The organism is Pseudomonas lini, assembly GCF_001042905.1.
In the GTDB taxonomy this organism is placed as follows: domain Bacteria; phylum Pseudomonadota; class Gammaproteobacteria; order Pseudomonadales; family Pseudomonadaceae; genus Aquipseudomonas; species Aquipseudomonas lini.
In genome coordinates this window covers 148,662-174,582 of the sequence record NZ_JYLB01000003.1, presented here as the reverse complement: position 1 = coordinate 174,582, position 25,921 = coordinate 148,662, and the positions used below count along the sequence as shown (strand labels likewise).

Below are 25,921 nucleotides of genomic sequence, written 5' to 3'. Positions count from 1 at the left end.
CTCGAAAAGACGACGATTCGTCCGGGAGCGAAATATGAACGCAGAACAACACGACATCGGCGTCTCTCAAGTAGCTGCCGCAATCGCGGAACCTGCCCGGACGAAAATTCTCTGTTCGTTGATGGACGGCCACGCCCGCACCAGCACCGAACTGGCGGCGATTGCCGAAGTCAGCGCCTCCACCGCCAGTGCTCACCTGGCCAAGCTCAAGGAACTGGCGCTGGTGCGTTTGCACGTTCAAGGCCGCCACCGCTATTACAGCCTCGCGGACAAGCGCGTGGCCCAGGCCCTGGAAGCATTGATGGTGATCGGCCAGAACGCCGCGCCAATGTTCAATCCGCGCACTCCGGATCGCCTGCAATTCGCCCGCACCTGCTACGACCATATGGCCGGCACGTTGGCGGTGTTGCTGCATGACCGGATGATCGAAGCGGGGTGGTTGCTGGAAACCGATGAACAGGCTTATCGACTGAGCGACAGCGGTGAAGCGTTGTTCGAAGGGTTGGGCGTCGACGTCAAAGACTTGAGCACCTTGCGCCGCCGCTTCGCCTGCCCATGCCTGGACTGGAGCATGCGTCGGCCACACTTGGGCGGTGCCTTGGGCGCGGCGTTGCTGCAAACGGCGATCAAACGCAAATGGGTGACGCAGGACCTGGACAGCCGGGCATTGGCGTTGAAGGCGGTGGGGCGCAGGGAACTCAGTAGCCGGTTCGCCGTTGAGCTGCCGGTTCAGGTGACGACAGCACAACCCGCGTCCACCGAGAACAGGCGCCGCGCGATCGCAAGGCCTGTGGCTTAGCGACTGGCCGAGGCCATGAGCACGCCAAAGCCGGCGAAGGTCACGCCCGAGACTTTCGCCGCCACCCAGGAACCCTTCGGGCTCGACAACCAGCCTTTGGCGGCATTGGCGAGCAAGGCATAGCTGCCATGCACCAGAATCACCAGTACGGCATAGGAGGCGACCAGTTTGAAGAACTGGGCGTAGAAGTGCGCCGAGGTGTCGATGAATTGCGGGAACACCGCCAGAAAGAAAAACACTGCCTTGGGGTTCAAAAGCTGCAGCGAAGCCGCTTCGAGGAAGCGATAACCAGGGCTTGAAGGGCGCGTTTCAAGCAGCGTACTGAAACGATCCGAGCGCCAGCTTTTGTAGCCCAGGTACAACAAATAGGCGGCCCCGGCGTATTTCAGCGCGGTAAAGGCGTTCGCGGAGGTGCTGAGTATCAGGCCCACACTGGTGGCGCTGATGGCGGCGACGACGAACGCCCCCGACGCAATCCCCAGAATGCCCGGCACCGCTCCCGTCCAGCCGTGACGCACCGCGTTGGACAGGGTCAGGACCACGCCAGGCCCCGGGCTCAAAATGGTCAGGGTGGCGAAAAGTATAAAGAGTCCGTAGTTGTTCATGTCTTGCTCCGTCAAGTGCCGCTGGCTGCGTGCTGGCAGATTGGCGTGACGACGGGGGCGTGACAAACGCTTTAATTAAAGCGCATAGGTGACTAAATTAGACGCATGAAAAATCAACTACCGCCTCTTAATGCTGTTCGCGCCTTCGCCGTTGCTGCTCGTCATCAGAGCTTCAGGCTGGCGGCCGAAGAGCTGCATGTCAGCCACAGTGCCGTCAGCCGGCACATCAAATTGCTGGAGGAGTACCTGGGCGTACTGCTATTCGAGCGGCGCATCCGTCAATCGGTGTTGACGCCGGCAGGTCAGCGCTTTTATGAGCAGGTCAGTGTGGGGCTGTCGCAGATCGCCAACGCTGCCGCTGCGCTCAAGCAACATGCCGCGCTGCCTACCGTGAAGATCAATGTACGTCCGTCCTTTGCCGTGCTTTGGCTGACGCCCAGGCTGGGGGATTTCATCGCGCTGCACCCGGACATCAAGCCGCAGGTGATCACGCAAACCCAGGCACCCGATCAGGCACGCGACGGGTTCGACATCGTCATTCGTCGTGGTCGTGACGACTGGGCGCCGGCGATTGAGGCGCGAGCGCTGTTCGAAGACGAACTCTTGCTGGTCGCGGCGCCATCGCTGATCGAACGCTTGCCACTTGAAGACCTCACTTCGCTGAGCAACCACGCGCTACTGACCGCCAAGGCACGTCGCGAAGACTGGCACCATTGGGCCATGCACTTTGGTCAAAGTTTGTCAGCCACTCAGGTCACCCGGCAGTTCGATCACATGCACCTGGTGCTTCAGGCCGCCGTGGAGGGGCAGGGCATTGCCTTGTGCCCGACCTCTTTGCTGGGCACTCATCTTTTGAGTGGGCAGCTGATCTGCCCGTTGCCCGAGTTGCGCGTGCCATTGCCGCGTTATTACTACGGGATTGCGCCGGACGCGACGGTGCAAACACGGGTGTTTGTGGAGTGGTTGTTTGCCCGCATTGCTCAGGATGAGCTACTTTGGCAAACACCTCGTGCTGTGACTGCTACGCCCTGAAAACCCAGACAATCTCCACCACGCGCACTGCCAAAACCAGGTAAATCAGAAACAAAATAATCTGAAACGCCGTGTGATACGGCAACTTGGACAGCCGGCGCAGGCCGTCACTGACACTCAGCAACATCAGCACCGCTGACACCAGAATCAGCCCCCAACCCGCCAGATTCGAAGCAAGTAACCCCATGAACAGGTGATGCTCGCGATCCAGTACGTTGGTGCCCGCCGCGAACAGCAGGGCGCACACCAGCAGGTTTTTGATGTTGTCGAACACTTGCGTGGTGAAGTCGGTGTCGAGTAAGGCCAGATACTTTCGCCAGAGTCTGTTCATGCTTTTGAGGCACCTGTTGAGGCTGTTGCACGCGGCAAGTTTAGTGACGAATCGAGCAGGACGCTGATTTGATCCGATGCAACTATTTGCCCCCAACGCTTACCTTGAAGGCTGAAGGTTTGGGAAATACTGGCGTGCAGTGTCAGAATATACTGTCAAATTCGCAAGGCTGACTTCAACAATTGGAGGGTGCTGTGTCAAACTCCTTGCTGCGTGGCCATGTGCCATGCAGGCTCGGTGAGCCAATTTCAGGAGCTCAGGGATCAGCTTTCTTATAGCGACGGCCAGTAGAATGATGCTATTTTCGCGTTCGTGAAAACGAACGGGAATTAACTATTTTGTTCTGGGTGCGATTATTTTTGGTTGTGGTTTTCTATGTAGGTCATTACGTGTTTGATTTTTTAAACATCCTGACTTCGTTAGATGACCAGCAATTTAACACCTGGGAAATATGATATGAGAGTGTTTTTTTTAGGCTGGAAAGCTCGGTACGAGCAAATTATGATCGATGGTCTTGCTGAAAAGCATGATGTTCATAAACTCCACATCCCGGCTTACGCCAAAAGAATCAACCGTACTATAAGAACACTTCAAAAGAGAATCCCGCTAAATATTTCTACGTCCTGGCTTGGGAAGTTGGTCAATGCGGGGAAATCTATAAGTGCTAAAGACATATTGGTTTGTAATGAGGGGCAAGTTAAACGCGGATTGAACCCTAGTGTTATTAGCACCTTCAGAGGTGTCAAGGTCCTTCTGATCAGAGATCTGGTTGATGCGCCCTTTGTAGATGAAATGAGAAAGATTTTCGACAGAATCTACAGTTTCGACCCGGAGCAATGCCGTTTATTTGGTATCGACTACCTCGAGCAGTTCTTTCCTTTCAGTGCAGAAGCAGCAAGCAAGCTGAATACAAAAAGGCTGGAGCCTACCCGCCGTATCACTTGTTTTTTTCTTGGCAGGGATAAAGGTCGCGCTCACCTGATAGAAAATATGGCTAATGATCTTGAAAGCTTGGGTTGTAATATTAAATTTCAAATCGTGAAGGATGAGTCATCCATTCCTCTAACGAAATATCATACTGATTCAGTATTGTCGTATGAGGAAAACCTCCAGCAAGTCATTGATGCTGACGTGCTAATAGAGATCAACCAGCCAGGGCAATCAGGCCTGACTCTTCGAACCTTGGAAGCTGCATTTTTTGACAAAAAACTAATTACTACTAACAAAGCCGTCAAGGATGTGTATTTTTATGATCCTAGTCGCTTCTATATTTTTGAAGAGTTTGACAAGGAGGCTATTTCTCGATTTTTAGCTTCACCCTCAAAGCCGATTGACGTGGAAGCCCTGAAAAAACATTGCCCAGAGACCATGCTTAAACGCATACGAGAACTGCAAGGTTCCAGCAGCTGCAATTAACGCAATAAAAAACCCACCCAACGCCAAAGCGATGGATGGGTTATGTGCCGCTTGGGGTCAGGCCCCGTCAGATCAAACCTTGACGATCCAGCCGGCTGGAGCTTCGACGTCGCCGGTCTGTACACCGGTCAGCTCTTTGTAGAGCTTCTGGGTGACCGGGCCGACTTCGGTTTCGCTGTGGAACACGTGCAGTTTGTCGTTGTAGCTGATGCCGCCGATCGGCGTGATCACCGCAGCGGTACCGCAGGCACCGGCTTCCTTGAAATCGGACAGCTTGTCGATGAACACGTCACCTTCGACCACTTCCAGGCCCAGACGGGTTTTGGCCAGCTCGATCAACGACAGACGAGTGATACCCGGCAACACCGAAGGGGAATTCGGGGTGACGAACTTGTTGTCGTGGGTGATCCCGAAGAAGTTGGCCGAGCCGACTTCTTCGATTTTGGTGTGGGTCAGCGGATCCAGGTAGATGCAGTCTGCGAAATGCGCCTTCTTGGCCTGGGAGCCCGGCATCAGGCTGGCGGCGTAGTTACCACCGACCTTGGCCGCGCCGGTGCCTTGTGGGGCTGCACGGTCGTAGCTGGAGATCAGGAAGTTGTGCGGGGTCAAACCGCCTTTGAAGTAGGCGCCGACCGGGATGCAGAAGATCGAGAAGATGAACTCGGGCGCGGTACGCACGCCGATGTTGTCACCCACGCCGATCACGAACGGGCGCAGGTACAGCGCGCCGCCAGTGCCGTAAGGCGGAATGAAACGCTCGTTGGCGCGGACCACTTCCTTGCACGCTTCGACGAACTGCTCGGTGGACACCTGCGGCATCAGCAGGCGACCGCAGCTGCGTTGCATGCGTGCGGCGTTCTGGTCCGGGCGGAACAGGTTGATCGAACCGTCCTTGCAGCGGTAGGCCTTCAGGCCTTCGAAGCACTGCTGGCCATAGTGAAGGGCAGTGGAGCCTTCGCTGATGTGCAGCACGTTGTCTTCGGTCAGGGTGCCTTTGTCCCACTCGCCATTACGCCAGTGCGACAGATAGCGCTTGTCTGTCTTGATGTAGTCAAAACCCAGCTTGTCCCAATTGATGCTTTCGTTACCCATGACACCCTCTATCACTTAACAACCGCCGAAACGGTTCAAGGCTTCTGACATTTTTCTGGATGGGGACAACAATACTTCATTCCGGGCCCATTTCGCAGCCCGGACTATCGGGTGATTGGCATATAAATGATGTCGACCTCGAGAATTCGCGAGCAAGCCCGCTCCCACATTCGATCTGTGGTTGCCACAGCACCTACAAACACCACAAATTCCAATGTGGGAGCGGGCTTGCTCGCGAAGAGGCCATCACCTACGCCATCAATCTCCCTGGGTTACAGATGCAGCGCGTGACCAAGGGCACGCAACGCCGCTTCCTGTACCGCCTCACCGAGCGTCGGATGCGCGTGGATGGTGCCGGCGATGTCTTCCAGACGAGCGCCCATTTCCAGGCTTTGCCCGAACGCCGTCGACAACTCCGACACGCCCACACCCACCGCCTGCCAACCCACAATCACATGGTTGTCACGGCGCGCCACAACCCGCACGAAGCCGCTTTTCGACTCCAGCGTCATCGCCCGGCCATTGGCGGCGAACGGGAAGCTGGAAACGATGCAATCCAGTCCCGCAGCCTTGGCCTCGTCCGGGGTCTTGCCGACCACCACCAGTTCCGGGTCGGTGAAGCACACGGCGGCGATGGCGGTCGGGTTGAATTCGCGGTGTTTACCGCTGATCAGCTCGGCAACCATCTCGCCTTGAGCCATGGCCCGGTGAGCGAGCATCGGTTCGCCGCTCAAGTCGCCGATGGCGTAGACGTTGCGCATGCTGGTCTGGCAACGGTTGTCGATCTTGATCGCCGAACCGTTCATGTCCAGGTTCAAGGCTTCGAGGTTCCAGCCTTGAGTGTTGGGTTTGCGACCGACGGCCACCAGTACCTGATCGGTTTCCAGGTTCAAGGTGTCGCCATTCGGGTCACGAACTTGCAGCGTATTGCCTTGTGAATCAAAGCCTTCGACGCTGTGCTTCAAGTAAAGCTTCACGCCGAGTTGCTTGAGTGCCTCATGCACCGGGTGGGTCAGTTCGGCGTCGTAGGCCGGCAGGATGCGATCCTGCGCCTCGACCACACTGACCTCGGCGCCGAGCTTGCGATAGGCAATCCCCAGCTCCAGACCGATGTAACCGCCACCGACCACGACCAGCCGTTCAGGCACGCTTTTCGGCGCCAGCGCTTCGGTGGAGGAGATGATCGGCCCGCCAATCGGCAGCATCGGCAGGTTCACGCTTTTCGAACCGGTGGCCAGCACCAGGTGCTCGCATTGAATGCGCGTGTCGCCGACTTCGACGGTTTTGCCGTCAATCACTTTGGCCCAGCCTTGAATGACCTGGACCTTGTGTTTCTTCAACAGCGCCGAGACGCCGGTGGTCAGGCGATCAACGATACCGTCCTTCCACTCGACACTCTTGCCGATGTCCAGGGTGGGCGCCGACACGCTGATGCCCAGCGCCGAGTGTTGGCTGTGGTGTTGCGTCTGATGGAACTGTTCGGCGACGTGAATCAACGCCTTCGACGGAATGCAGCCGATGTTCAGGCAGGTGCCGCCCAACGATTCGCCTTCCACCAGAATGGTTGAAATGCCCAGCTGACCAGCACGGATCGCCGTCACATAACCGCCGGGGCCGCCGCCGATGATCAGCAGCGTGGTGTTCAAAATCTGCATGTCTGCTCCATTAATAATCAGTCCACAAACAAGGTTGCGGGTTGTTCGAGCAGACCACGAACGGCCTGGATGAATTGCGCCGCGTCCATGCCATCGACCACGCGGTGATCGAAGGAGCTGGAGAGGTTCATCATCTTGCGAATCACGATCTGGCCTTTGACGACCATCGGCCGTTCGACGATTTTGTTCACGCCGACGATCGCCACTTCCGGCAGGTTCAACACCGGGGTGCTGACGATGCCGCCCAAAGCGCCGAGGCTGGTCAGGGTGATGGTCGAGCCGGATAGCTCGTCACGGCCGACCTTGCCAGTGCGCGCGGCGTTGGCCAAACGGGAGATTTCCGCGGCGCTGTCCCACAGGCTGCGGGTTTCGGCATGACGCACAACCGGCACCATCAAGCCGATGTCGGCTTGGGTGGCGACGCCGACATGCACCGCGCCGAGGCGGGTGATGACTTGTGCTTCGTCGTCGTAGCGGGCGTTGATCTGCGGGAAGTCTCGCAGAGCCACGACCAACGCGCGGACCAGGAACGGCAGCAAGGTCAGCTTGCCGCGAGTCGCGCCGTGTTTTTCGTTCAGGTGTGCGCGCAGTTCTTCCACGGCAGTGACGTCGATTTCTTCGACGTAACTGAAGTGGGCAGCACGCTGGGTGGCGTCTTGCATGCGCTGGGCGATCTTGCGGCGCATGCCGATCACCGGGATCTGCTCTTCGTCGTTGCGCTGGGCGTAAGCGGCGGTGGCGGTCGATGCATTCGACTGACCCTGAGCCAGCCAGGCTTCGAGGTCTTCGTGCAGCACCCGACCGGCAGGGCCGCTGCCACGCACCAGACGCAATTGAATGCCGAGGTCCAGCGCATGCTTGCGCACGGCCGGGGAGGCCAGCGGACGCTCATCGGCCTCGCGGGCAACCATCGGGCCTTGGCAGACAGCGGCCGGGCGAGGCACCGCAACCGGTTTGCTTTCAACAACAGCTTCAACTTTAGGCGCTGCAACGGGTGCTTCTTTAACCGCTACTGGCTGAGCCGACTCTTTAACGTTGCCCGCGCCTTCAACTTCAATGCTGATCAGCACACTGCCAACCGCCATGACTTCGCCAGGCTGTCCGCCCAGCGCAATCACCTTGCCATGCACCGGGGATGGAATATCGACCATCGCCTTGTCGGTCATGACATCGGCCAGCACCTGATCTTCGACGACCATGTCGCCGACCTTGACGTGCCACACCGACAATTCAACTTCTGCAATGCCTTCGCCAATGTCCGGCATTTTAATAACGTGCGTGCCCATTCAGACCTCCATAACCCGATGCAAAGCCGCGCCCACACGGGACGGACCAGGGAAATACGCCCACTCTTGCGCGTGCGGGTAGGGGGTGTCCCAACCGGTGACGCGCTCGATCGGCGCTTCCAGGTAGTGGAAGCAGTGCTCTTGCACCAGGGCGACCAGTTCGGCGCCGAAACCGCAGGTGCGGGTCGCTTCGTGAACGATCACGCAACGGCCGGTTTTCTTCACCGACTTGACGATGGTTTCCAGGTCTAGCGGCCACAGGCTGCGCAGGTCGATGACCTCGGCGTCGATGCCGGTTTCTTCAGCCGCCACTTGCGACACATAAACCGTGGTGCCGTAGGTCAGGATGGTCACGTCTTTGCCCGGACGAGCGATGGCGGCGACATCGAGCGGCACGGTGTAGTAACCGTCCGGCACTTGCGCGGCAGGGTGTTTCGACCACGGGGTTACCGGACGGTCGTGGTGACCATCGAACGGGCCGTTGTACAGGCGCTTTGGCTCGAGGAAGATCACCGGGTCATCGTTTTCGATGGAGGCGATCAGCAGGCCTTTGGCGTCGTAAGGGTTGGACGGCATGACCGTGCGTAAACCGCAAACCTGGGTGAACATCGCCTCGATGCTCTGGCTGTGGGTCTGGCCACCGTAGATGCCGCCGCCGCATGGCATGCGCAGGGTCATCGGTGCGGTGAACTCGCCGGCCGAGCGATAACGCAGGCGGGCGGCTTCGGAAATGATCTGGTCCGACGCCGGGTAAACATAATCGGCGAACTGGATCTCGGCCACCGGCCGCAAACCGTAAGCGCCCATGCCCACAGCGACGCCGACGATGCCGCTTTCGGAGATCGGTGCGTCGAATACGCGGGAGGTGCCGTACTTGTTCTGCAGGCCTTCGGTGCAACGGAACACGCCGCCGAAGTAGCCGACGTCCTGGCCGAACACCACGACGTTGTCGTCACGCTCAAGCATCACATCCATGGCCGAGCGCAGGGCCTGGATCATGGTCATGGTGGTCGTGGTCATGGCGGTTTCCAACTCGATTTTATTGTTGTGATCGTTCATGTCAGATCCCCAACTCTTGACGCTGGCGCTTCAAGTGCTCCGGCATCTCTTTGTAGACGTCTTCGAACATGGTCGCGGCGCTCGGAATCTGGCCGCCGGCGAGGGTGCCGTATTGCTCGGCTTCTTTCTGCGCGGCGATCACTTCGGCTTCCAGTTCGGCGCTGACGGCGACGTGTTCCTCTTCGGACCACTGACCGATTTTGATCAGGTGCTGCTTCAGGCGGGCAATCGGGTCGCCCAACGGGAAGTGGCTCCAGTCGTCGGCAGGACGGTATTTGGAAGGGTCATCGGACGTCGAGTGTGGGCCGGCACGGTAGGTGACCCATTCGATCATGGTCGGGCCGAGATTACGGCGCGCGCGTTCGGCGGCCCAGGCAGAGGCGGCGTAGACCGCGACAAAATCGTTGCCATCGACCCGCAGGGAGGCGATGCCGCAACCGACACCACGACCGGCGAAGGTGGTGGCTTCACCACCGGCAATCGCCTGGAACGTCGAGATCGCCCACTGGTTGTTGACCACGTTGAGGATCACCGGCGCACGGTAGACGTGGGCGAAGGTGAGGGCGGTGTGGAAGTCCGATTCAGCGGTGGCGCCGTCGCCGATCCAGGCCGAGGCGATTTTGGTGTCGCCCTTGATCGCCGAGGCCATGCCCCAGCCCACGCCCTGAACGAATTGAGTGGCGAGGTTGCCGGAAATGGTGAAGAAGCCGGCGTCTTTGACCGAGTACATGATCGGCAGCTGACGGCCTTTGAGCGGATCGCGCTCGTTGGACAACAGTTGGCAGATCAGGCCCACCAATGGCACTTCACGGGCCATGAGGATGCTTTGTTGACGGTAGGTGGGGAAGCACATGTCGTCGATGTTCAAGGCCAGGGCCTGGGCGCTGCCGATGGCTTCTTCGCCAAGGCTTTGCATGTAGAACGACATTTTTTTCTGACGCTGGGCGACCACCATGCGGTTGTCGAAAATCCGCGTCTTGAGCATGGCGCGCATGCCTTTACGCAGGATCTCGACTGGCACGCCTTCGGCCCATGGACCGAGGGCATTGCCCTGGTCGTCGAGCACGCGAATCAGGCCTTTGGCCAGATCAGCCGTGTCGGCCGGTTCAACGTCGATTGGGGGTTTGCGCACCAAGCCTGCGTCAGTCAGATGCAGGTAGGAGAAGTCGGTTTTGCAGCCGGGGCGGCCCGAAGGTTCGGGAACGTGCAGGCGCAGCGGTTCGTACGCTTGGTTCATGGCTTCTACGCTCGATCTTGTGAATTTCTTGTAGTGAGCTGGCAGTCATTCTTCGGTAAAAGAATTCTTGTCCTACAACAATCATAGGCCGGCCCAAGAAGAATATTTCTCTCTGTTTCGTTGCGCTTGAGGTCATTTGAGGATAAAAAATCTGCATAAACATAAAAAACAGGTGGTTTTGTCTCATGCGCAAACTGGACCGTACCGATATCGGCATTCTCAACAGCCTTCAGGAGAACGCGCGCATCACCAACGCCGACCTCGCGCGCTCGGTGAACCTGTCACCGACGCCGTGCTTCAACCGGGTCAAGGCGATGGAGGAATTAGGGCTGATTCGTGAGCAAGTGACCCTGCTGGATGCCGACCTGTTGGGGCTGCATGTGAATGTGTTCATTCACGTCAGCCTGGAGAAACAGGTGGAGGAGGCGTTGCAGCATTTCGAAGAGGCGATCTCGGATCGCCCGGAAGTGATGGAGTGCTATTTGATGGCCGGCGACCCTGACTATCTGATCCGCGTGCTGGTGCCGACCATTCAGTCGCTGGAGCGCTTCATGATGGATTTTCTGACCAAAGTGCCGGGGGTGGCGAACATCCGTTCCAGCTTTGCGCTCAAACAGGTGAGGTATAAGACGGCGCTGCCGTTGCCGGCGAATGGGTTGACCCTGGCCAACTGAAGATGATCGTTCCCACGCTCCGCGTGGGAATGCCGCCGGGGACGCTCCGCGTTCCGCTTCCGGATGTGACGCAGAGCGTCACGGGATGCATTCCCACGCGGAGCGTGGGAACGATCGACAGGACTAGAGTTGATTCAGGGGGATCTTTAAATAGGTGACGCCATTCTCTTCCGCCGGCGGCAAATTCCCCGCCCGCACATTCACTTGAATCGCTGGCAACAACAACGTCGGCATGCACAATCCGGCATCGCGCTGGGTGCGCATGGCGACGAAAGCGGCCTCATCAACGCCGTCGTGAATATGAATGTTGCTTTTGCGCTGCTCGCCAACCGTGCTCTGGCATTGCGGAGCGCGGCCGGTGGGCGGGTAATCGTGGCAGACGTAAAGCCGCACGCTGGCGGGGAAGGCCAACAGTTTCTGGATCGAGGCAAACATCTGATTGGCGTTGCCGCCGGGGAAATCGCAACGCGCGGTGCCGACGTCCGGCATAAACAACGTATCGCCCACCAGAATCACATCGCCGTCGATCAAATACGCCATGTCCGCCGGGGTATGCCCGGGCACATGCAGGGCCGTGGCCTTGAGGTTACCGATCCGGAATGACTCGTCCGGCGCGAACAGGTGATCGAACTGTGAACCATCGACGCTAAATCCCGGTTCGAGATTGAACAGCGTCTTGAATACCCCCTGAACCTTGCTGATCGACTGACCAATCGCAATCTTGCCGCCCAGTTCCCGACGCAGATAAGGCGCGGCCGACAGGTGATCGGCATGGGCGTGGGTTTCCAGCAGCCATTGCACCTGCAACTGATGTTCGCGCACGAAGGCGATGATTTTGTCTGCCTGGACGGTCGCGGTGCGCCCGGCGGCGGGGTCGTAATCCAGCACGGGGTCGACAATCGCGCAGTGCCCGCCATCGTGTTCGTATATCACGTAGCTGTAGGTCGACGAGGCGGGGTCGAGGAAGGCTTCAATCAACGCAGACATGAGTACGAACCTGTGGAAAGGGGCGGGAGGGCAATAACCGGTTGCAACACTTTATGTTTAAACATAATGTCCGCAGCTTAAGTGACGTCGAAGGCATCCTGCAAATGCAATCCAGTCTGACCGAATGTGAAGTCGCCCAGCTCCGGGCCTCGGCCTCAAAAGCTTGCGCGCTGCTCAAGGCTTTGGCCAACGAGGACCGCTTGCTGATCCTCTGTCAATTGACTCAGGGCGAGCGCAACGTCGGCGAACTGGAAAAAATGACCGGCGTGCGCCAGCCCACCCTGTCCCAACAGCTGGGCATTCTGCGCGACGAGGGATTGGTAGTCACCCGTCGTGAAGGCAAGTACATATTCTATGGTTTAGCCAGTCACGAAGTGATTCAGGTGATGAAGACGCTGTCCGGCCTGTATTGCGGAGCGGTGCTGAAAAGCTGGGGCTGAACTTAATGCCAAGTGCAACCTCATGTGGGAGCGGGCTTGCTCGCGAAAGCGGTGTGTCAGGCGACATCAATGTTGACTGTGCCGCCCTCTTCGCGAGCAAGCCCGCTCCCACATGGATTGCGCTTAACTGTCTGGCTAAAGACTGAACCCTGAGCCATGCGTGCAATAACAAGGAATGAATGATGAACGATCAACACTGGGGCCCATCCATCAGTGCCGACATCGTGGTAATAGGCGGCGGGACCGCCGGCATTGGTTTGGTTGCCAGCCTGCTGAAACGCGATCCGGGTTTAAAAATTACCGTCATCGAACCCGACAGCCAGCATTACTACCAACCGGCGTGGACACTGGTGGGCGGCGGTGCTTACGCGGTGAAAAACACCGCGCGCCCGATGTCTTCGGTGATGCCGCGTCAGGCCACCTGGTTGCAGGCGTCCGTGACTGACATCGCCCCCGACAGCAAACAACTGACCCTCGACGATGGCCGCACCGTCAGTTACCAGAACCTCGTTGTCTGCCCCGGTTTGCGCCTGGCCTGGGAGAAAATCGAAGGCTTGCAGGACACCCTCGGCCAGAATGGCGTGACCTCCAATTACAGCTATCGGCACGCGGCCTACACCTGGGAACTGGTCCAGGGATTGCGCGGCGGCAAAGCGATCTTCACCCAGCCAGCGATACCGATCAAATGCGCTGGTGCGCCGCAGAAAGCCTTGTACTTGTCCTGCGATCACTGGCGTAAAACTGGCGTTCTGACCAAATTCGACGTCGAGTTCAATCTGGCCGGCGCTGCGTTATTCGGCGTGGCGACATTCGTGCCGCCGCTCATGAAGTACATCGAAAAGTACAACGCCCGGCTGGTCTTCAATTCCAATCTGGTCAAGGTTGACGGACCGTCGAAAACTGCGTGGTTCGAGGTCAAGGACGCAGCAGGTGTCGTGACCGTAGAAGAAAAAACCTTCGATCTGCTGCACGTCGTACCGCCTCAGGTCTCGCCGGATTTCATCCGCCAAAGCCCGTTGTCCGACGCTGCTGGCTGGTGCGAAGTGAACCCGCACAGCCTGCAACACGTGCGCTATACCAACGTCTTTGCCTTGGGCGATGTCTGCTCCACCAGCAACGCGAAAACTGCCGCCGCCGCGCGCAAGCAAATCGTGGTGGTGGCGCAAAACCTGCTGGCCCTGCGCAAGCAACTACCGTTGCCACTCAAGTACGACGGCTACGGTTCCTGCCCGCTGACGGTGGAGAAGGGCAAGGTGATTCTCGCCGAGTTCGGTTACGCCGGTAAGTTGCTGCCGACCTTTCCCCTCGACCCGACGGTGCCGCGCCGTTCGGCCTGGTTTCTCAAGGCGACCTTGCTGCCGTGGTTCTACTGGAATGGCCTGCTCAAGGGCCGTGAATGGCTGACCCATCTGTCCAAGGTTGACTGAGAGAACCCTATGTTGCTGGCCAGTTTTTTCGGTGTGGTCATGGGCCTGGTGCTCGGTTTGACCGGTGCCGGTGGCGGTATTCTTGCGGTGCCGGCCCTGGTGCTGGGGCTGGGTTTGACCATGACCCAAGCGGCGCCCGTCGCCTTGTTCGCGGTGGGCAGTGCGGCGGCGATCGGTGCAATTGACGGTTTGCGCCATGGCCTGGTGCGCTATCGCGCGGCGTTGTTGATTGCACTGCTCGGCGCGGTGTTTTCGCCGGTAGGTATCTATTTCGCCCATCAGTTGCCGGAAAAGATCCTGATGGTCCTGTTCAGTCTGCTGATGGTCATGGTGGCCTGGCGGATGTTGCGCCGGGAAAAGCACGACGATGGTCCGAGCGATCACGGGCATGCCAACTGGGGCCAGAAGAATTGCATGCTCGATCAGCAGACCGGGCGTTTTTCCTGGACCGCCAAATGCACCGCAACTCTGGCGGCACTCGGCGCGGTGACTGGTGTGGTTTCGGGGCTGCTCGGTGTTGGCGGCGGCTTTCTGATTGTGCCGGCGTTCAAGCAGCTGACCGATGTGCAGATGCGCGGCATCGTCGCTACTTCGTTGATGGTGATCAGTCTGATCTCGGTAATCGGCGTAATCGGCGCGTTTCATGCCGGGGTGCGGATCGATGCTTTGGGCGTGTCGTTCATTGTCGCCAGCATCGTCGGGATGATCCTCGGCCGAAAACTCTGCGCGCGGGTGCCGGCCCGAGGGCTGCAGATCGGCTTCGCCAGCGTCTGCGTGGTGATCGCCGTTTACATGCTGTTTAGAGCGCTCGTCTAGCGGATACCAGTTCCTGTGGACGCCAGTCCGGTCCACAGGCTTACACCCTAAGTTCCGGGCCTGTCCTGCGGGCGGTCTTACACCGAATTTGCCGCGCGCTACCCGCCAATCCAAAGCAGCTGACAACCGCACCCAAGGCAGCGTATGACGCCGCCGGTCCACTTTCGATAATCGCCTCCGACATCAAGTCCCCCGTTGCGGAGCGCGTCATGCACAACAATAAGAACTTCAAGCATCGTTTCTTGCCGGCCTTCATCGCCAGCCTGTCGTCCCTTGGCCTGAGCTCAATGGCCGAGGCCGAGATCATGCTGTACGACAAGGACCAGACCACGTTCTCCACGGATGGCTACATCAACGCCTTCTACGTGAACAGCGACGTGGACCGGGCCGGCGAGCAGTACGACCGGCGCCAGGCGCGGGTGAAGATGGGGTTTCTGCCCAACTATCTGGGCTTCAACATGGGCAAGCAGGTCGATGACCTCAAGCTCGGCGCCCGCGCCTCGTTCTGGGTGACCATCAACGACAGCGAAACCAACGGCACCGATACCGCCATCGACGTGCGGCAGTTCTACGGCACGGTGGCCAATCCAGAGTGGGGTGAGGTGTTGATCGGCAAGGACTTCGGCCTGTTTGCCCGCTCCAACATCCTGCTCGACGAATTGCTCGCCGGTTATGGTCAGGTCAGCGATACGTTGGGCCTGGTGGACGGCGGCGGGGTGTCGTTCGGCAACATCGGCAGCGGCTACCCATACCCGTTCCCGACGTCACAGATTACCTATCGCACCCCGGTGATGGACGGTTTGCGGGTGGCGGTCGGGATCATGGACCCGGTCGACACCAACGACAGCAGCGCGACGGGCAAGGCGTATCAGGAGAACCCGCGCACCGAGAGCGAGATCACCTATCAGTTCGACGTCGGCGGAGCGAAGATTTACAGCTGGCTCAACGGCAGCTACCAGACTTCGGACAACACCGACTCCAGCGTCGAGTCCGTCACCTCCAAAGGCGTCGGCTACGGCGTGCAGGCGAAGATGGGCGGGCTGTCGCTGACCGGCTCCGGTTTCCAGGCCAAGGGCATCAATCCGTTCTTCACCAACAACGCCGGCGAACCGACCCTGCGCAATGTCGACAGCGACGGTTACCTGTTGCAGGGCTCCTACAAACTCGGCAAGAACCGCCTGGCCCTGTCTTACGGCAAGACCGAGGATGACGGTAACGGCGTGGTCGGCAGCGGCGCCGATTACGAGACCCGCGGCATTGCACTGTTCCATGACGTCAACGACAACCTGAAGTTGGTGGCCGAGTACAACCAGTTCGAAATCAACGGCCACGACACCAGCGCCCAGAATGAAGACACCGATACGTTTGCGGTGGGGGCGGTGTTGACCTGGTAACGCAGATCCCCTGTAGGAGCGAGGCTTGCCCGCGAAAGCGGTGTGTCAGTCGACATTAATGTTGAATGTGACGGCCTCTTCGCGGGCAAGCCTCGCTCCTACAGGGACATTCGGTGGTTTGAGGATGCCGTCCGGCTCTCATCCCATCGAACCACCCACCCACTACCCAAGTAGCATTCGCCGCCGCCCGCAGGCTTCGTACACTCGTGCCTCATACAGGCGCACCGGCGAGGGGCGAGGATGCAGCAGGTTCAGAACGACGGTGTGGTCAGCGCCATGTCCCAAGCCACCGATGCCCAGCAAGCGGCCCAGGATCTGGCGCGACAACTCTTGCACCCGCATTTGGGCTTTGTGCTGTTCTTCTGCTCCGCCGAGTACGACTTGCAGGCGCTGGGGCAGGCGTTACAACAGAGCTTCGGCGGCATTCGTCTGGTGGGTTGCACCAGCGCCGGGGAAATCACCTCCCAAGGTTATGGCCGCAGTTGCGTGACCGCGGTGGGCTTCGATCATCGGCACTTTTCCATCTCCACCGAACTGATCGATGAAATGGAACATTTCAGCCTGATCGATGCCCAGCAAATGGTCGAGCGACTGGTCAGTGGCTGTCGCAGCAACACCTTGGCGCCGATCAAGGGCAACAGCTTTGCCCTGACCCTGCTCGACGGCTTGTCCAGCCGTGAAGAGATGGTTCTCGCGGCCCTGAGCGCGGCCTTGGGCGACATTCCGCATTTTGGCGGTTCGGCCGGAGACGACAACTACCTGACCCACACCCATGTGTATTTCGGCGGCGAGTTTCACAGCGGCGCGGCGGTGGTGGTGCTGGTCAATACCTGGCTGGACTTCGAAGTCTTCACCACCCACCACATCCTGCCCAGGGCCGAGAAACTGGTGGTCACCGCTGCCGACAGCGCCTCGCGCCGGGTATTCGAGCTCAACGCCGAACCAGCCGCCGAGGAGTACGCCCGGCACATCGGCGTGGCGGTGGCTGACCTCGATTATCGGATCTTTGCCGCGCACCCGTTGGCGGTGCGGATCAACGACCAGTACTACGTGCGGGCGATCCAGCAGGTTCATCCGGACCTGAGCCTGAGTTTCTACTGTGCGGTGGAAAACGGCATCGTCCTCACCGTCATGACCCCGGGCCCCATGCTGCCGAATCTGCAAAACCTGTTCGACGGTTTGCAGGAGCGTCTTGGGGACCTGTTGCTGACCATCGGCTGCGACTGTTTTCTCAGGCGTCTGGAACTGGAAGACGGCGGCAATCTCGAGCAGATCGGCGCGTTTCTGCGGTACCAGCGGGTGATGGGTTTCAACACCTACGGAGAACAGTTCAATGGCATGCACATCAACCAGACCTTCACCGGGGTTGCCATTGCCCGAGGCCGCTCCCCTGGACAGCGCTGACCTTCAGGCGCAGATCGCCAGCCTGCGCCACGAAAACCACAAACTGCAGCGCATCAATGGCGCGTTGATCGAGCGCATCGAATCCGGCATCACCCGCGGCAATGACCCGTATGCGGCGTTCCAGCATTCGGTGGTGCTGGCCGAGCAGGTGCGTGAACGCACCGATGCCCTGAACCAGGCCATGGCCGAACTCAAGGCCGGCAATCATTTGCTCAGCGAGGCACGGCTGCGGGCCGAAACCGCCCATCAACACTTGATCGACGCCATCGAAAGCATTTCCGACGCCTTTGTATTGTTCGATGCCGAGCAGCGGATCGTGCTGTTCAACAGCCGCTTCAAGGCGTTTTGGGGTAACAGTCGAGTGCGGATTACCGCCGGCATGCGCCTGCGCGAGGTCAAACGGTTGATGACCTCGACCGGACTGTTCAGTGAAGAACCCCGCGGGCATGCCGACGAAAACCTGCTCTATCGCCTGCACAACGGGCGCTGGCTGCAAGTCAGCGAACGGCCGACTCAGGAAGGTGGGCGGGTGATCCTGTTCACTGATATTACCGACGTCAAACTCAGCGAAACCCTGCGCCGCGAGCAGGCCGTGGCGCAGAAGTCGCACTTGTTGCAACGGGCGGTCGACAACCTGTCCCAAGGGGTGGCGATGGTCAACGCCGAGGGCATTCTGGAACTGTGGAACCGACGCTTCCTGGAACTCAGCGGCCTGGCCCCGGTGGCGGCCCATCGGCCATTCGCCGAAGTGATTGCCGACAGCGAACTGAACCTGCTGACCCCGGCCAGTCGCGACCCGAACGGGCGGCACGTGCAAGAATGCGAGCAGCGCCTCTACGATGGCCGGGTGCTGGAAATCCGCACCCATCCGTTGCCCACCGGCGGTTTCGTCAACACCTTCACCGACATCACCGAACGCTACCAGCACGCCGAAGCGCTCAGCGAGAGTGAGCGCTGGATTCGTCTGATCACGGACCATGTGCCGGCGCTGATCGCCTACCTGAATGCCGATCTGGTCTATGAATTCACCAACAAAGTCTACGAAGAATGGTACTGCTGGCCCCGGGGCGTGATGCTCGGGCAGAGCCTGCGCGAAGTTCACAGTGAACAGCATTATCAACGCCTGGAAGCCTACGTGGCCCGGGCCCTTGCCGGCGAGAGCGTGACGTTCGAGTTTGCCGAAACCAACATCAACAATCAGGAGCGCTACATGCTGCGCTCCTACGTGCCCAATCGCTTGGCCACCGGGGAAGTGGTGGGGATTTTCGTGTTGATCCGCGACATCACCGAGCGCCGCCGCACCGCCGAGGCACTGCATCAGGCCTATCAGAACCTTGAGTTGCGAGTGCGTGAACGCACCACCGAACTGACCACCCTCAATGACCAATTGCTGCGCGAAATCGACGAGCGCCGCCGGGTGGAGTCACGCTTGCGCGAGGCCAAGCTCGAGGCCGAGCAGGCCAACCTGTCGAAGACCAAATTTCTCGCGGCGGTCAGTCACGACCTGCTGCAACCGCTGAATGCCGCGCGGTTGTTTACCAGCGCCTTGCTGGAACGCCGGGAGCCGGTGGCTAACGAAATTCTGGTGCGCAACGTCAGCAATTCTCTGGAAGACGTGGAGAACCTGCTGGGCACCCTGGTGGACATTTCCAAACTCGATGCCGGGGTGATCAAGGCCGACATTGCGCCATTTGCCCTGAGCGAATTGCTGGAAAACCTCGCCGCCGAATACACCCAAGTGGCCCGCAGTGAAGGGCTTGAACTGCATTTCATCCCGTGTTCGGCGCTGGTGCGCAGCGACATCCAGTTGCTCGCGCGGATCCTGCGTAATCTGCTGAGCAATGCCATTCGCTACACCTACAGCGGGCGTGTGGTGCTCGGCTGCCGGCGTCATCATCAGCGGCTGACCATCGAAGTCTGGGACAGCGGTATGGGCATTGCTGAAAACCGTCTGGAGGAGATTTTTCAGGAGTTCAAACGCGGTGACGTACAGCGTCCCGATCAGGATCGCGGCTTGGGGCTGGGCCTGGCGATCGTCGAGAAAATCGCCCGCATTCTCGGCCATCGGATTCACGTGCGTTCATGGCCGGGCAAAGGCTCGATGTTTTCCGTCGAAGTGCCTTTGAGTGCCACGGCGCCCAAGGCATTGCCGAACCTGCTGATGAGCGAACCGATGCTCGAACGCCTGCGCGGTGCACGGGTGTGGGTGCTGGACAACGACGCGGCCATTTGCGCGGGGATGCGCACCTTGCTCGAGGGGTGGGGCTGCCGGGTGGTCACGGCGCTGTCGGAGGAGGACCTGGCGCGGCAAGTGGATAATTATCACGACGAGGCCGATCTGCTGATCGCCGACTATCACCTGGATGATGAGAAGAATGGGGTCGACGCCGTGGCCCGCATCAACGCCCGTCGCGCTTCAGCGATCCCGGCGATGATGATCACCGCCAACTACAGCAACGAACTCAAACAGCAAATCCGCGAACTGGGCCACACCCTGATGCACAAACCGGTGCGGCCGATGAAGCTCAAGACGGCGATGAGTCATTTGCTTGGTCGGCCTTGAGGTGGGCCTGAGAGAGTTGGGTGATTTTTAGGGCCCCTTCGCGAGCAAGCCCGCTCCCACATTAGATCTGAGTCGACTCGGTCAATGTGGGAGCGGGCTTGCTCGCGAAGGGGGCGACTCGGTCTTCTGGTTGCCTGCGAATTCAGCGCCGCAAATACGACCCGAAATCAATATCCCCGGCACTCAAAATCGCCTGCACCCGATTGTGCACATTGAGTTTGCGCAATATCGCCGAGACGTGAGCCTTGACCGTGGTTTCGGCGATTTCCAGGGTGTAGGCGATCTGTTTGTTCGACTCGCCTTTGGTCATACGCTCAAGCACCAGCAACTGCTTGCGGGTCAATGCCTGGAGCAATTCGGGCGGGAAGCTTGGGGTGTCATTCATCCGGCGGTGAGTGCCGCTTTTTTGCGTGCGGATGATGTCCGGCGGCAGGTACACATTGCCATTGAGAATCTGCTGGATCGCCTCGGTCATCTGCACCCGAGGCGAGGACTTGGTGATGAACCCCACCGCGCCATAGGTGATGGCTTGCAGCACGATTTGCTTGTCCTGCTCGGCCGAGACGATCACCACCGGAATGGTCGGCGCCTCGTTGCGCAGGTTGATCAGGCCATTCAGGCCGTGCATGCCGGGCATGTTCAGGTCGAGCAGGATCAGGTCCAGGTCGTCGTGTTCCTGGGTCAGGGCCAGGGCGCTGTCGAGGTCGGCGGTTTCCATGACCTCACTGCCGGGGAAACCGTCGCTGATGACGTTATGAATGGCTTCGCGAAACAGCGGGTGATCGTCGGCAATCAGAATTTTGTACATGGCCTTTCACCTCATTATTTTTTTGATCAGGGTGTGGCAACAACTCGCAAGCGCTCAAGTCAGGGAAAGGGCTCGGGCCGTGCCGGCGTCAGGGGCAGATTTGCCGCTTGCCACGCATCCAGTCCGTCGCGGTACCAATACAGTGTCTTATAGCCCATGGAAGCGGCGCGTTTTACCGCGTTCCAGCTCAACCAGCAATCGGAGCGGCAGTAAAAGACCAGCGGTCGCGTCAGGTCGCCCGCCGTCAATTGCTGCAGGTGGCGCGCGAAATAATCCTGCCACGGGGGCGGCAGGTCGCCGTCACCGGTATTGGCCAGCCAATGGCTGCCGGGCAGGTTTTCGTGGGCCTCGTCTTCGATGAAACGGCCTTGCAGCCATTGCCGGCGGTAGACATCGATCAGCAGCGGCTGCGGTGTGTGCTTGAGCAGGTTTTGCAGGGCGGGCGTGTCGATGATACTCGCCCCCTGGAGCTGAGTCGGGGTCGGACTGCGGTACTGGCCGATGCGATAACCTTCGGCGGAGAACAGCGCCGTTTCAGCCTGCGCGGCGCCCAGCAACAGGCTCAGCAACAGCGCGGCGAGAGAAGGGCACAGCAGAACACGTCGTGCACGCGGCATGGGGGTTCAGTCCTTATAGTTATGAACCCATTACATGCCAGTAGCGGTGCGTTGTGAATGCGACGATAGACAGGTAAACCAGTACTAAAGTAGTAATTTGTGCTGTTTTATGGGACCTGCGTCGTACGCCAATGCTGTGCTCAATGAAGATCCAATGTGGGAGCGGGCTTGCTCGCGAAAGCGGTGTGTCAGTCGACAAAGTTGTTGAATGTACTGGCCTCTTCGCGAGCAAGCCCGCTCCCACAGGGGGAATGTGTTGTCAGTTGGTTTTGCGCAGGGCCGCATGCTGCGGGTTGAAGGTGAGTACCGCCAGCAGGGCGAATACCAGCGTCAGCCCCACACACACCACCAGCGCGACCGGGTTGAAACGTTCATACAGCGCAAACCGCACCAGTTCCACCGCATGGGTGAACGGGTTCAAGGCGCACAGCCAATACAACCACTCGCTGGAGTCGCGCATTTTCCACAGCGGATACAGCGCTGACGACAGGAAAAACAGCGGGAAGATCACGAAGTTCATCACCCCGGCAAAGTTCTCCAACTGGCGGATGGCGTTGGACAGCAACAGCCCCAGCGCGCTGAGCATCAACGCCACCAGCAGCAACGCCGGTAGTGCCAGCAACAAACCCATGGCCGGCGGTTGCACGCCGTACAGCCAGGCAATCGCCAAAAAGGCATACACCTGCAACAGCGAAATCAGCGACGTCGCCAGCAATTTGCTGCACAGCAGAAAGGTCCGGGGCAGGGGGCTGGTCAGTAGCACGCGCATGCTGCCCATCTCCCGGTCGTAGACCATCGACAGCGAACCTTGCATGCCGTTGAACAACAGGATCATGCAGGCCAGGCCCGGGATGATGTAAACCTCATAGGGAATGTAGGTGTCGTAGGGTTCGATGATGGCGATGCCGAGTGCCGCGCGAAAACCGGCGGCGAACACCAGCAGCCACAACAACGGCCGCACCAGCGCGCTGAGAAACCGCGTGCGCTGCAACACAAAGCGCAGCCATTCGCGCAGCACGATACCGCTAAAACATTGCCAGTAAGCGTTCATTGGACGACTGCCCCTGAAGAGACCGAAGTGGTCAGGCGAGCGAAGGCCGAACCGAGGTCACCGCCATGTTCCAGGCTCAACGCGTCTGCCTGTCCACTGGCCACCAAACGGCCTTGATGCAGGATCAGCAAGTCGTCGCTGGGTTGCACTTCATCCAGCAAATGAGTGGTCCAGAGCACGCTGATGGTGTGCTCGCGGCACAGGCTGCGGATGTGTTGGTTGAGCGCCAGGCGACTGGCCGGATCAAGGCCGACACTCGCCTCGTCAAGCAGCAGCAAGCTTGGCTCGTGCAACAACGCACGGGCGATTTCCACCCGCCGACGATGCCCGCCATTGAGTTCGCGCACCCGTTCGCGACGGCGTTCGGTCAGCGCCTGACGCGCCAGTTCGGCGTCGACCCGCAGCCCGGTCTGGCGTCGAGACAAGCCATGCAGCGCGGCGTGATAACGCAGGTTTTGCTCGACGCTAAGGTCCAGATCCAAAGTGCTTTGCTGAAACACCACACCCAACTGCTTCAACGCCGGGCGTGCCGCGTTGCGCAACGAACAGCCACCGACCCGAATATCACCGCGCTGCACATCATAAAGGCGGGTGAGCAGGGCGATCAGCGTCGACTTGCCCGCGCCGTTCGGTCCCAGCAGCGCCGCAAAACGTCCCGGTGCCAGGCTGAAACTCACCTGACGCAAGGCCTCCCGCTGGCCGTAAGCGAAACTCAGGTCGCTGACTTCAAGGGCGTTCATGGCGTTACCACCACGCCCCACGGATAGCGCCCGACCTTCACCGATTTAGTGACCTTGAGGCTGTCGACATCGATTACCGACACATCGCCACTGACGCCATTAGTGGCCAGTAATTGCCGTTGATCCGGGGTGAACGACATCTGCCAGACGCGCCGGCCCACCAGCAGGTAATCAACAATCTCGAAGGTCTTGGCGTCGATCACCGCCACATGATTGGCCGGGCCGAGCGCGACGAAACCGTACTTGCCGTCGGCGCTGAGTTTGATCCCCACCGGCTGGACTTTGTCCGGGTGCACGCCTTTGATCTGGAAGGTCAGGGTCTTGAGGGTCTTGCGGCTGGCGACGTCGAGAATCGTCACCGTGCCGCCGATTTCCGCCGAGGCCCAGAGCTGCGAGCCATCGGGATTGAATTCGACGAAACGCGGCCGCTGATCGACCAGGGTGTTGTCGGCCAGGGTCTGGGTGCTGGTATCGATCCAGTGCAGCATGTTGGTGGTTTCACTGGTGTTCACCGCCCACTTGCCGTCGGGGCTGACGGCCATGCCTTCGGGTTCGACGCCGACGCTGATTTGCCCCAGCACCTTGGAGGTTTCGGTGTCGATCACCGTCACCAGTGCATCGTCCTCGTTGGAGACGTACAGCCAGCGATTATTCGGGTGCAGGGCGAATTGCTCAGGGTCTTTGCCCGACGGCAGTTCCTTGATGATCTTGCGCGTGGCGACGTCCATCACCTGGACCCGGTCCGAATCACTGGCGCAGATGTACAGCAGCTTATTGTCGTGGGACAGCAACAGGCCGCGCGGGCGCTGGCCGACGGGCAGGGTGTCGGTGACTTTCAGGGTCTGCATGTCGATCAGGCTCAGGCTGTTGTCCTTTTCGTTGGAGACCCAGGCGGTGCTGGCAGCGGCGTGCCCGGCGGCGAGCAGCAGGGCGCAGGAAAGCAGGGTGCGGCGCATGGCAGATTCCTTATTGTTGTTGTTGTCGTGAAAAAAAGGATCAGAGAAAGCGGCAGCTGACCTCGGCTTTGTCGTAACCCAGGCTGTCCATTTCGGTGACGGGGTGCAGGAAGCCGTCTTGCGGCGAGGTGCTGACCAGCGCCCGGGGTTGCACGATGGGGATCGGCTGGCGCAACTGACCGTTCCACGGCCGATAACTGAGCTTGCGACCCTTGAAGCCGTCCAGCGGCAATTGATCGCTGATTGCAAGCGTACGAATCGCCATGGCATCGGCCTGACGCAGTTTGCCCACCGCACTGGCGATGCTGCGTACGGCCATCCAGGCGGCAAAATCCCGGTCGTTCATCCAGCGCCCGGCCAGGGCTTCAAAGCGTTTCTGCAACTGCGCGGCGCCGTAGGTTTCCACGGTCTTGTGCCAACCCACCGGCGTCAGGCCCTGGGTGCCGGCGACCGGCCGTGGATACCAGGTCTGGTAGGGCACGTACTCGCCGAAGTCACCGCGTTCATCGCCCACCAGCACCACGTCGTACTCGGCGGTCTGGGTGAACAGCGGCATGTCGGCCTGGGCGCTGCGGCGCTGGTCGTTATCAAAACTCCAGGCTTTCTCCGCCACCAGTTGCAGGCCGAAGCGCTTGGCCGCGCGACGCAGGGCGGCGGCATAGGCTTGATCGTCGGCGGTCGGGCCGACGATCAGCAGTGCCCGTTGCCATTTACGCAGCACCAGAAATTGCGCCAACGCATCGGCCAGCATCGCGCGGCTTGGCAGGCTGTGCAGCACGTTCGGCAAGCAATCGGTGCTGCGCAGGCTGTCATCGGGGCTGCCGGCATTGAACAGCAGGCTGTCGGGTAGCACGGCGCTGAGTCGGCGCAGGGTTTCCACCGGTGCATTCACCACAAACAGGCGCAGGCCCTGTTCATGTTGGGTTTTGGCCGCTTCAATCAGCGCATCCGGATTGTCGACGCTGGCGCTGACCAGGCTGTAGCTGTGATTGAGAAAGCGCCCGGTACTGTTGCTGTCGGTGATCGCCAGTTCGGCGCCGCGCAGGCCGGCATCGGTCGGTTCGGGAATAACATTCGACAGCAATGGCCCAGGATCGGGGCGATAACCGAGGTAGCCGATCTGCACCTGCAGCGGCGCATCGGCCGCCTGAACCTGGGTCGCCACCCCGGCGGCGCAGGCAATCGCCAGCAAGTAGACCAAGGCATAAGGGGCGAGCTGGCGCATAAAGGCACTCCATCACAGGTAGCGTCAGCATAGGAACCCTGGGCGGGCGGGGAAATATGCAGAAAGTACCGATGGGCCAGTACCAAGGTAGTAACTCACCCCGGACGGCGCGGTTTTAGCATGGGTTACAACGGCCATCACTCAAGGGGGGAGATTGACCATGCGAATTCTCAAAGCACTGCTCCTGCCGTTTTTGCTGATCCTGACCCTGATCGGCGTCGACAAGCTTCACGGCGCCCGACCCGTATTGGTCGGGCCTGCGCCACAAGCCCTACTACCAAGGGAGTAGGCCGCGGCCACCAAAGCA

25 protein-coding genes are annotated in these 25,921 nt (G+C 59.6%); 11 read left to right on the top strand and 14 right to left on the bottom strand.

What is annotated here, in order from left to right; all coding sequences use genetic code 11:
* The first annotated feature begins 34 nt into the window (after positions 1-34).
* The gene (locus TU81_RS09460; protein ID WP_048394697.1) at positions 35-799 is read left to right on the top strand and encodes an ArsR/SmtB family transcription factor; all 765 of its coding nucleotides are present in this window, start codon (positions 35-37) and stop codon (positions 797-799) included.
* Here the strand turns inward: TU81_RS09460 and TU81_RS09455 are convergent.
* Positions 796-1,404: a LysE family translocator gene (locus TU81_RS09455; protein ID WP_038984203.1), complete on the bottom strand. Its 609-nt coding sequence runs from the start codon at positions 1,402-1,404 to the stop codon at positions 796-798. The two genes, TU81_RS09460 and TU81_RS09455, sit on opposite strands and share 4 nt — an antisense overlap.
* A 105-nt stretch (positions 1,405-1,509) precedes the next feature.
* On the opposite strand from TU81_RS09455, the gene TU81_RS09450 reads away from it, so the two are divergent.
* Positions 1,510-2,436, top strand: coding sequence for a LysR substrate-binding domain-containing protein (locus tag TU81_RS09450; protein ID WP_048394695.1), 927 nt, complete (start codon positions 1,510-1,512; stop codon positions 2,434-2,436).
* Here the strand turns inward: TU81_RS09450 and TU81_RS09445 are convergent.
* Entirely contained in the window at positions 2,426-2,767 is a 342-nt protein-coding gene (locus tag TU81_RS09445; RefSeq protein ID WP_038984201.1) for a hypothetical protein, read from the bottom strand. The two genes, TU81_RS09450 and TU81_RS09445, sit on opposite strands and share 11 nt — an antisense overlap.
* Positions 2,768-3,190: 423 nt before the next feature.
* On the opposite strand from TU81_RS09445, the gene TU81_RS09440 reads away from it, so the two are divergent.
* Positions 3,191-4,183 carry a hypothetical protein gene (locus TU81_RS09440; RefSeq protein WP_151152230.1) on the top strand — a complete coding sequence of 331 codons (993 nt, stop codon included), beginning with the start codon at positions 3,191-3,193 and terminating at the stop codon, positions 4,181-4,183.
* Between the two features lie 72 nt (positions 4,184-4,255).
* Here TU81_RS09440 and TU81_RS09435 read toward each other — a convergent pair whose 3' ends face one another.
* From TU81_RS09435 to TU81_RS09415, 5 genes are all read right to left on the bottom strand, one after another.
* Positions 4,256-5,275: a branched-chain amino acid aminotransferase gene (locus TU81_RS09435; protein WP_038984199.1), complete on the bottom strand. Its 1,020-nt coding sequence runs from the start codon at positions 5,273-5,275 to the stop codon at positions 4,256-4,258.
* 272 nt (positions 5,276-5,547) lie between these two features.
* The gene (gene lpdA, locus TU81_RS09430; RefSeq protein ID WP_048394692.1) at positions 5,548-6,930 is read right to left on the bottom strand and encodes a dihydrolipoyl dehydrogenase; all 1,383 of its coding nucleotides are present in this window, start codon (positions 6,928-6,930) and stop codon (positions 5,548-5,550) included.
* Positions 6,931-6,947: 17 nt separating this feature from the next.
* Positions 6,948-8,216, bottom strand: coding sequence for a dihydrolipoamide acetyltransferase family protein (locus TU81_RS09425; protein WP_048394691.1), 1,269 nt, complete (start codon positions 8,214-8,216; stop codon positions 6,948-6,950).
* Complete coding sequence (locus tag TU81_RS09420) at positions 8,217-9,275, bottom strand: alpha-ketoacid dehydrogenase subunit beta (protein WP_048394689.1); 1,059 nt, start codon at positions 9,273-9,275, stop codon at positions 8,217-8,219.
* 1 nt (position 9,276) lies between these two features.
* On the bottom strand, positions 9,277-10,512 hold the full coding sequence (locus tag TU81_RS09415; RefSeq protein ID WP_048394687.1) for a 3-methyl-2-oxobutanoate dehydrogenase (2-methylpropanoyl-transferring) subunit alpha: 1,236 nt from the start codon (positions 10,510-10,512) through the stop codon (positions 9,277-9,279).
* Between the two features lie 185 nt (positions 10,513-10,697).
* Between TU81_RS09415 and bkdR the strand changes: the two genes are divergently transcribed.
* Complete coding sequence (gene bkdR / locus TU81_RS09410) at positions 10,698-11,186, top strand: Bkd operon transcriptional regulator BkdR (protein WP_017339472.1); 489 nt, start codon at positions 10,698-10,700, stop codon at positions 11,184-11,186.
* A 123-nt stretch (positions 11,187-11,309) separates the two neighbouring features.
* Here bkdR and TU81_RS09405 read toward each other — a convergent pair whose 3' ends face one another.
* Complete coding sequence (locus TU81_RS09405) at positions 11,310-12,173, bottom strand: MBL fold metallo-hydrolase (protein ID WP_048394684.1); 864 nt, start codon at positions 12,171-12,173, stop codon at positions 11,310-11,312.
* 104 nt (positions 12,174-12,277) lie between these two features.
* Here TU81_RS09405 and TU81_RS09400 point away from each other — a divergent pair, with 104 nt between their 5' ends.
* The 6 genes from TU81_RS09400 to nahK all read left to right on the top strand — a co-directional run bounded on the left by TU81_RS09400 (position 12,278) and on the right by nahK (position 20,217).
* Positions 12,278-12,613, top strand: a complete 336-nt coding sequence (locus tag TU81_RS09400) for an ArsR/SmtB family transcription factor (RefSeq protein ID WP_032830345.1) — start codon at positions 12,278-12,280, stop codon at positions 12,611-12,613.
* Positions 12,614-12,795: 182 nt separating this feature from the next.
* On the top strand, positions 12,796-14,040 hold the full coding sequence (locus TU81_RS09395; protein ID WP_048394683.1) for an NAD(P)/FAD-dependent oxidoreductase: 1,245 nt from the start codon (positions 12,796-12,798) through the stop codon (positions 14,038-14,040).
* A gap of 9 nt (positions 14,041-14,049) precedes the next feature.
* The gene (locus TU81_RS09390) at positions 14,050-14,856 is read left to right on the top strand and encodes a sulfite exporter TauE/SafE family protein (RefSeq protein WP_038984194.1); all 807 of its coding nucleotides are present in this window, start codon (positions 14,050-14,052) and stop codon (positions 14,854-14,856) included.
* A 209-nt stretch (positions 14,857-15,065) separates the two neighbouring features.
* Positions 15,066-16,250 carry a porin gene (locus TU81_RS09385; protein ID WP_008005357.1) on the top strand — a complete coding sequence of 395 codons (1,185 nt, stop codon included), beginning with the start codon at positions 15,066-15,068 and terminating at the stop codon, positions 16,248-16,250.
* Between the two features lie 240 nt (positions 16,251-16,490).
* Positions 16,491-17,654 carry a nitric oxide-sensing protein NosP gene (gene nosP, locus TU81_RS09380; protein ID WP_048394676.1) on the top strand — a complete coding sequence of 388 codons (1,164 nt, stop codon included), beginning with the start codon at positions 16,491-16,493 and terminating at the stop codon, positions 17,652-17,654.
* Complete coding sequence (gene nahK / locus TU81_RS09375) at positions 17,584-20,217, top strand: hybrid sensor histidine kinase/response regulator NahK/ErcS' (RefSeq protein WP_390176082.1); 2,634 nt, start codon at positions 17,584-17,586, stop codon at positions 20,215-20,217. Before nosP ends, nahK begins: the two co-directional genes overlap by 71 nt.
* A 142-nt stretch (positions 20,218-20,359) precedes the next feature.
* Here nahK and TU81_RS09370 read toward each other — a convergent pair whose 3' ends face one another.
* From TU81_RS09370 to TU81_RS09345, 6 genes are all read right to left on the bottom strand, one after another.
* Positions 20,360-21,025: a response regulator transcription factor gene (locus tag TU81_RS09370; protein ID WP_008005351.1), complete on the bottom strand. Its 666-nt coding sequence runs from the start codon at positions 21,023-21,025 to the stop codon at positions 20,360-20,362.
* A 59-nt stretch (positions 21,026-21,084) separates the two neighbouring features.
* Entirely contained in the window at positions 21,085-21,642 is a 558-nt protein-coding gene (locus tag TU81_RS09365) for a PQQ-dependent catabolism-associated CXXCW motif protein (protein ID WP_048394672.1), read from the bottom strand.
* A gap of 259 nt (positions 21,643-21,901) precedes the next feature.
* Positions 21,902-22,693, bottom strand: coding sequence for an ABC transporter permease (locus TU81_RS09360; protein WP_048394668.1), 792 nt, complete (start codon positions 22,691-22,693; stop codon positions 21,902-21,904).
* Entirely contained in the window at positions 22,690-23,433 is a 744-nt protein-coding gene (locus TU81_RS09355) for an ABC transporter ATP-binding protein (RefSeq protein WP_048394666.1), read from the bottom strand. Before TU81_RS09355 ends, TU81_RS09360 begins: the two co-directional genes overlap by 4 nt.
* Entirely contained in the window at positions 23,430-24,389 is a 960-nt protein-coding gene (locus TU81_RS09350) for a YVTN family beta-propeller repeat protein (protein ID WP_048394664.1), read from the bottom strand. The genes TU81_RS09355 and TU81_RS09350 overlap by 4 nt, the downstream gene beginning before the upstream one ends.
* 40 nt (positions 24,390-24,429) lie before the next feature.
* Complete coding sequence (locus TU81_RS09345; RefSeq protein WP_048394662.1) at positions 24,430-25,614, bottom strand: ABC transporter substrate-binding protein; 1,185 nt, start codon at positions 25,612-25,614, stop codon at positions 24,430-24,432.
* Positions 25,615-25,774: 160 nt separating this feature from the next.
* Between TU81_RS09345 and TU81_RS30935 the strand changes: the two genes are divergently transcribed.
* The gene (locus tag TU81_RS30935; protein WP_007907038.1) at positions 25,775-25,903 is read left to right on the top strand and encodes a hypothetical protein; all 129 of its coding nucleotides are present in this window, start codon (positions 25,775-25,777) and stop codon (positions 25,901-25,903) included.
* Positions 25,904-25,921: the final 18 nt, after the last annotated feature.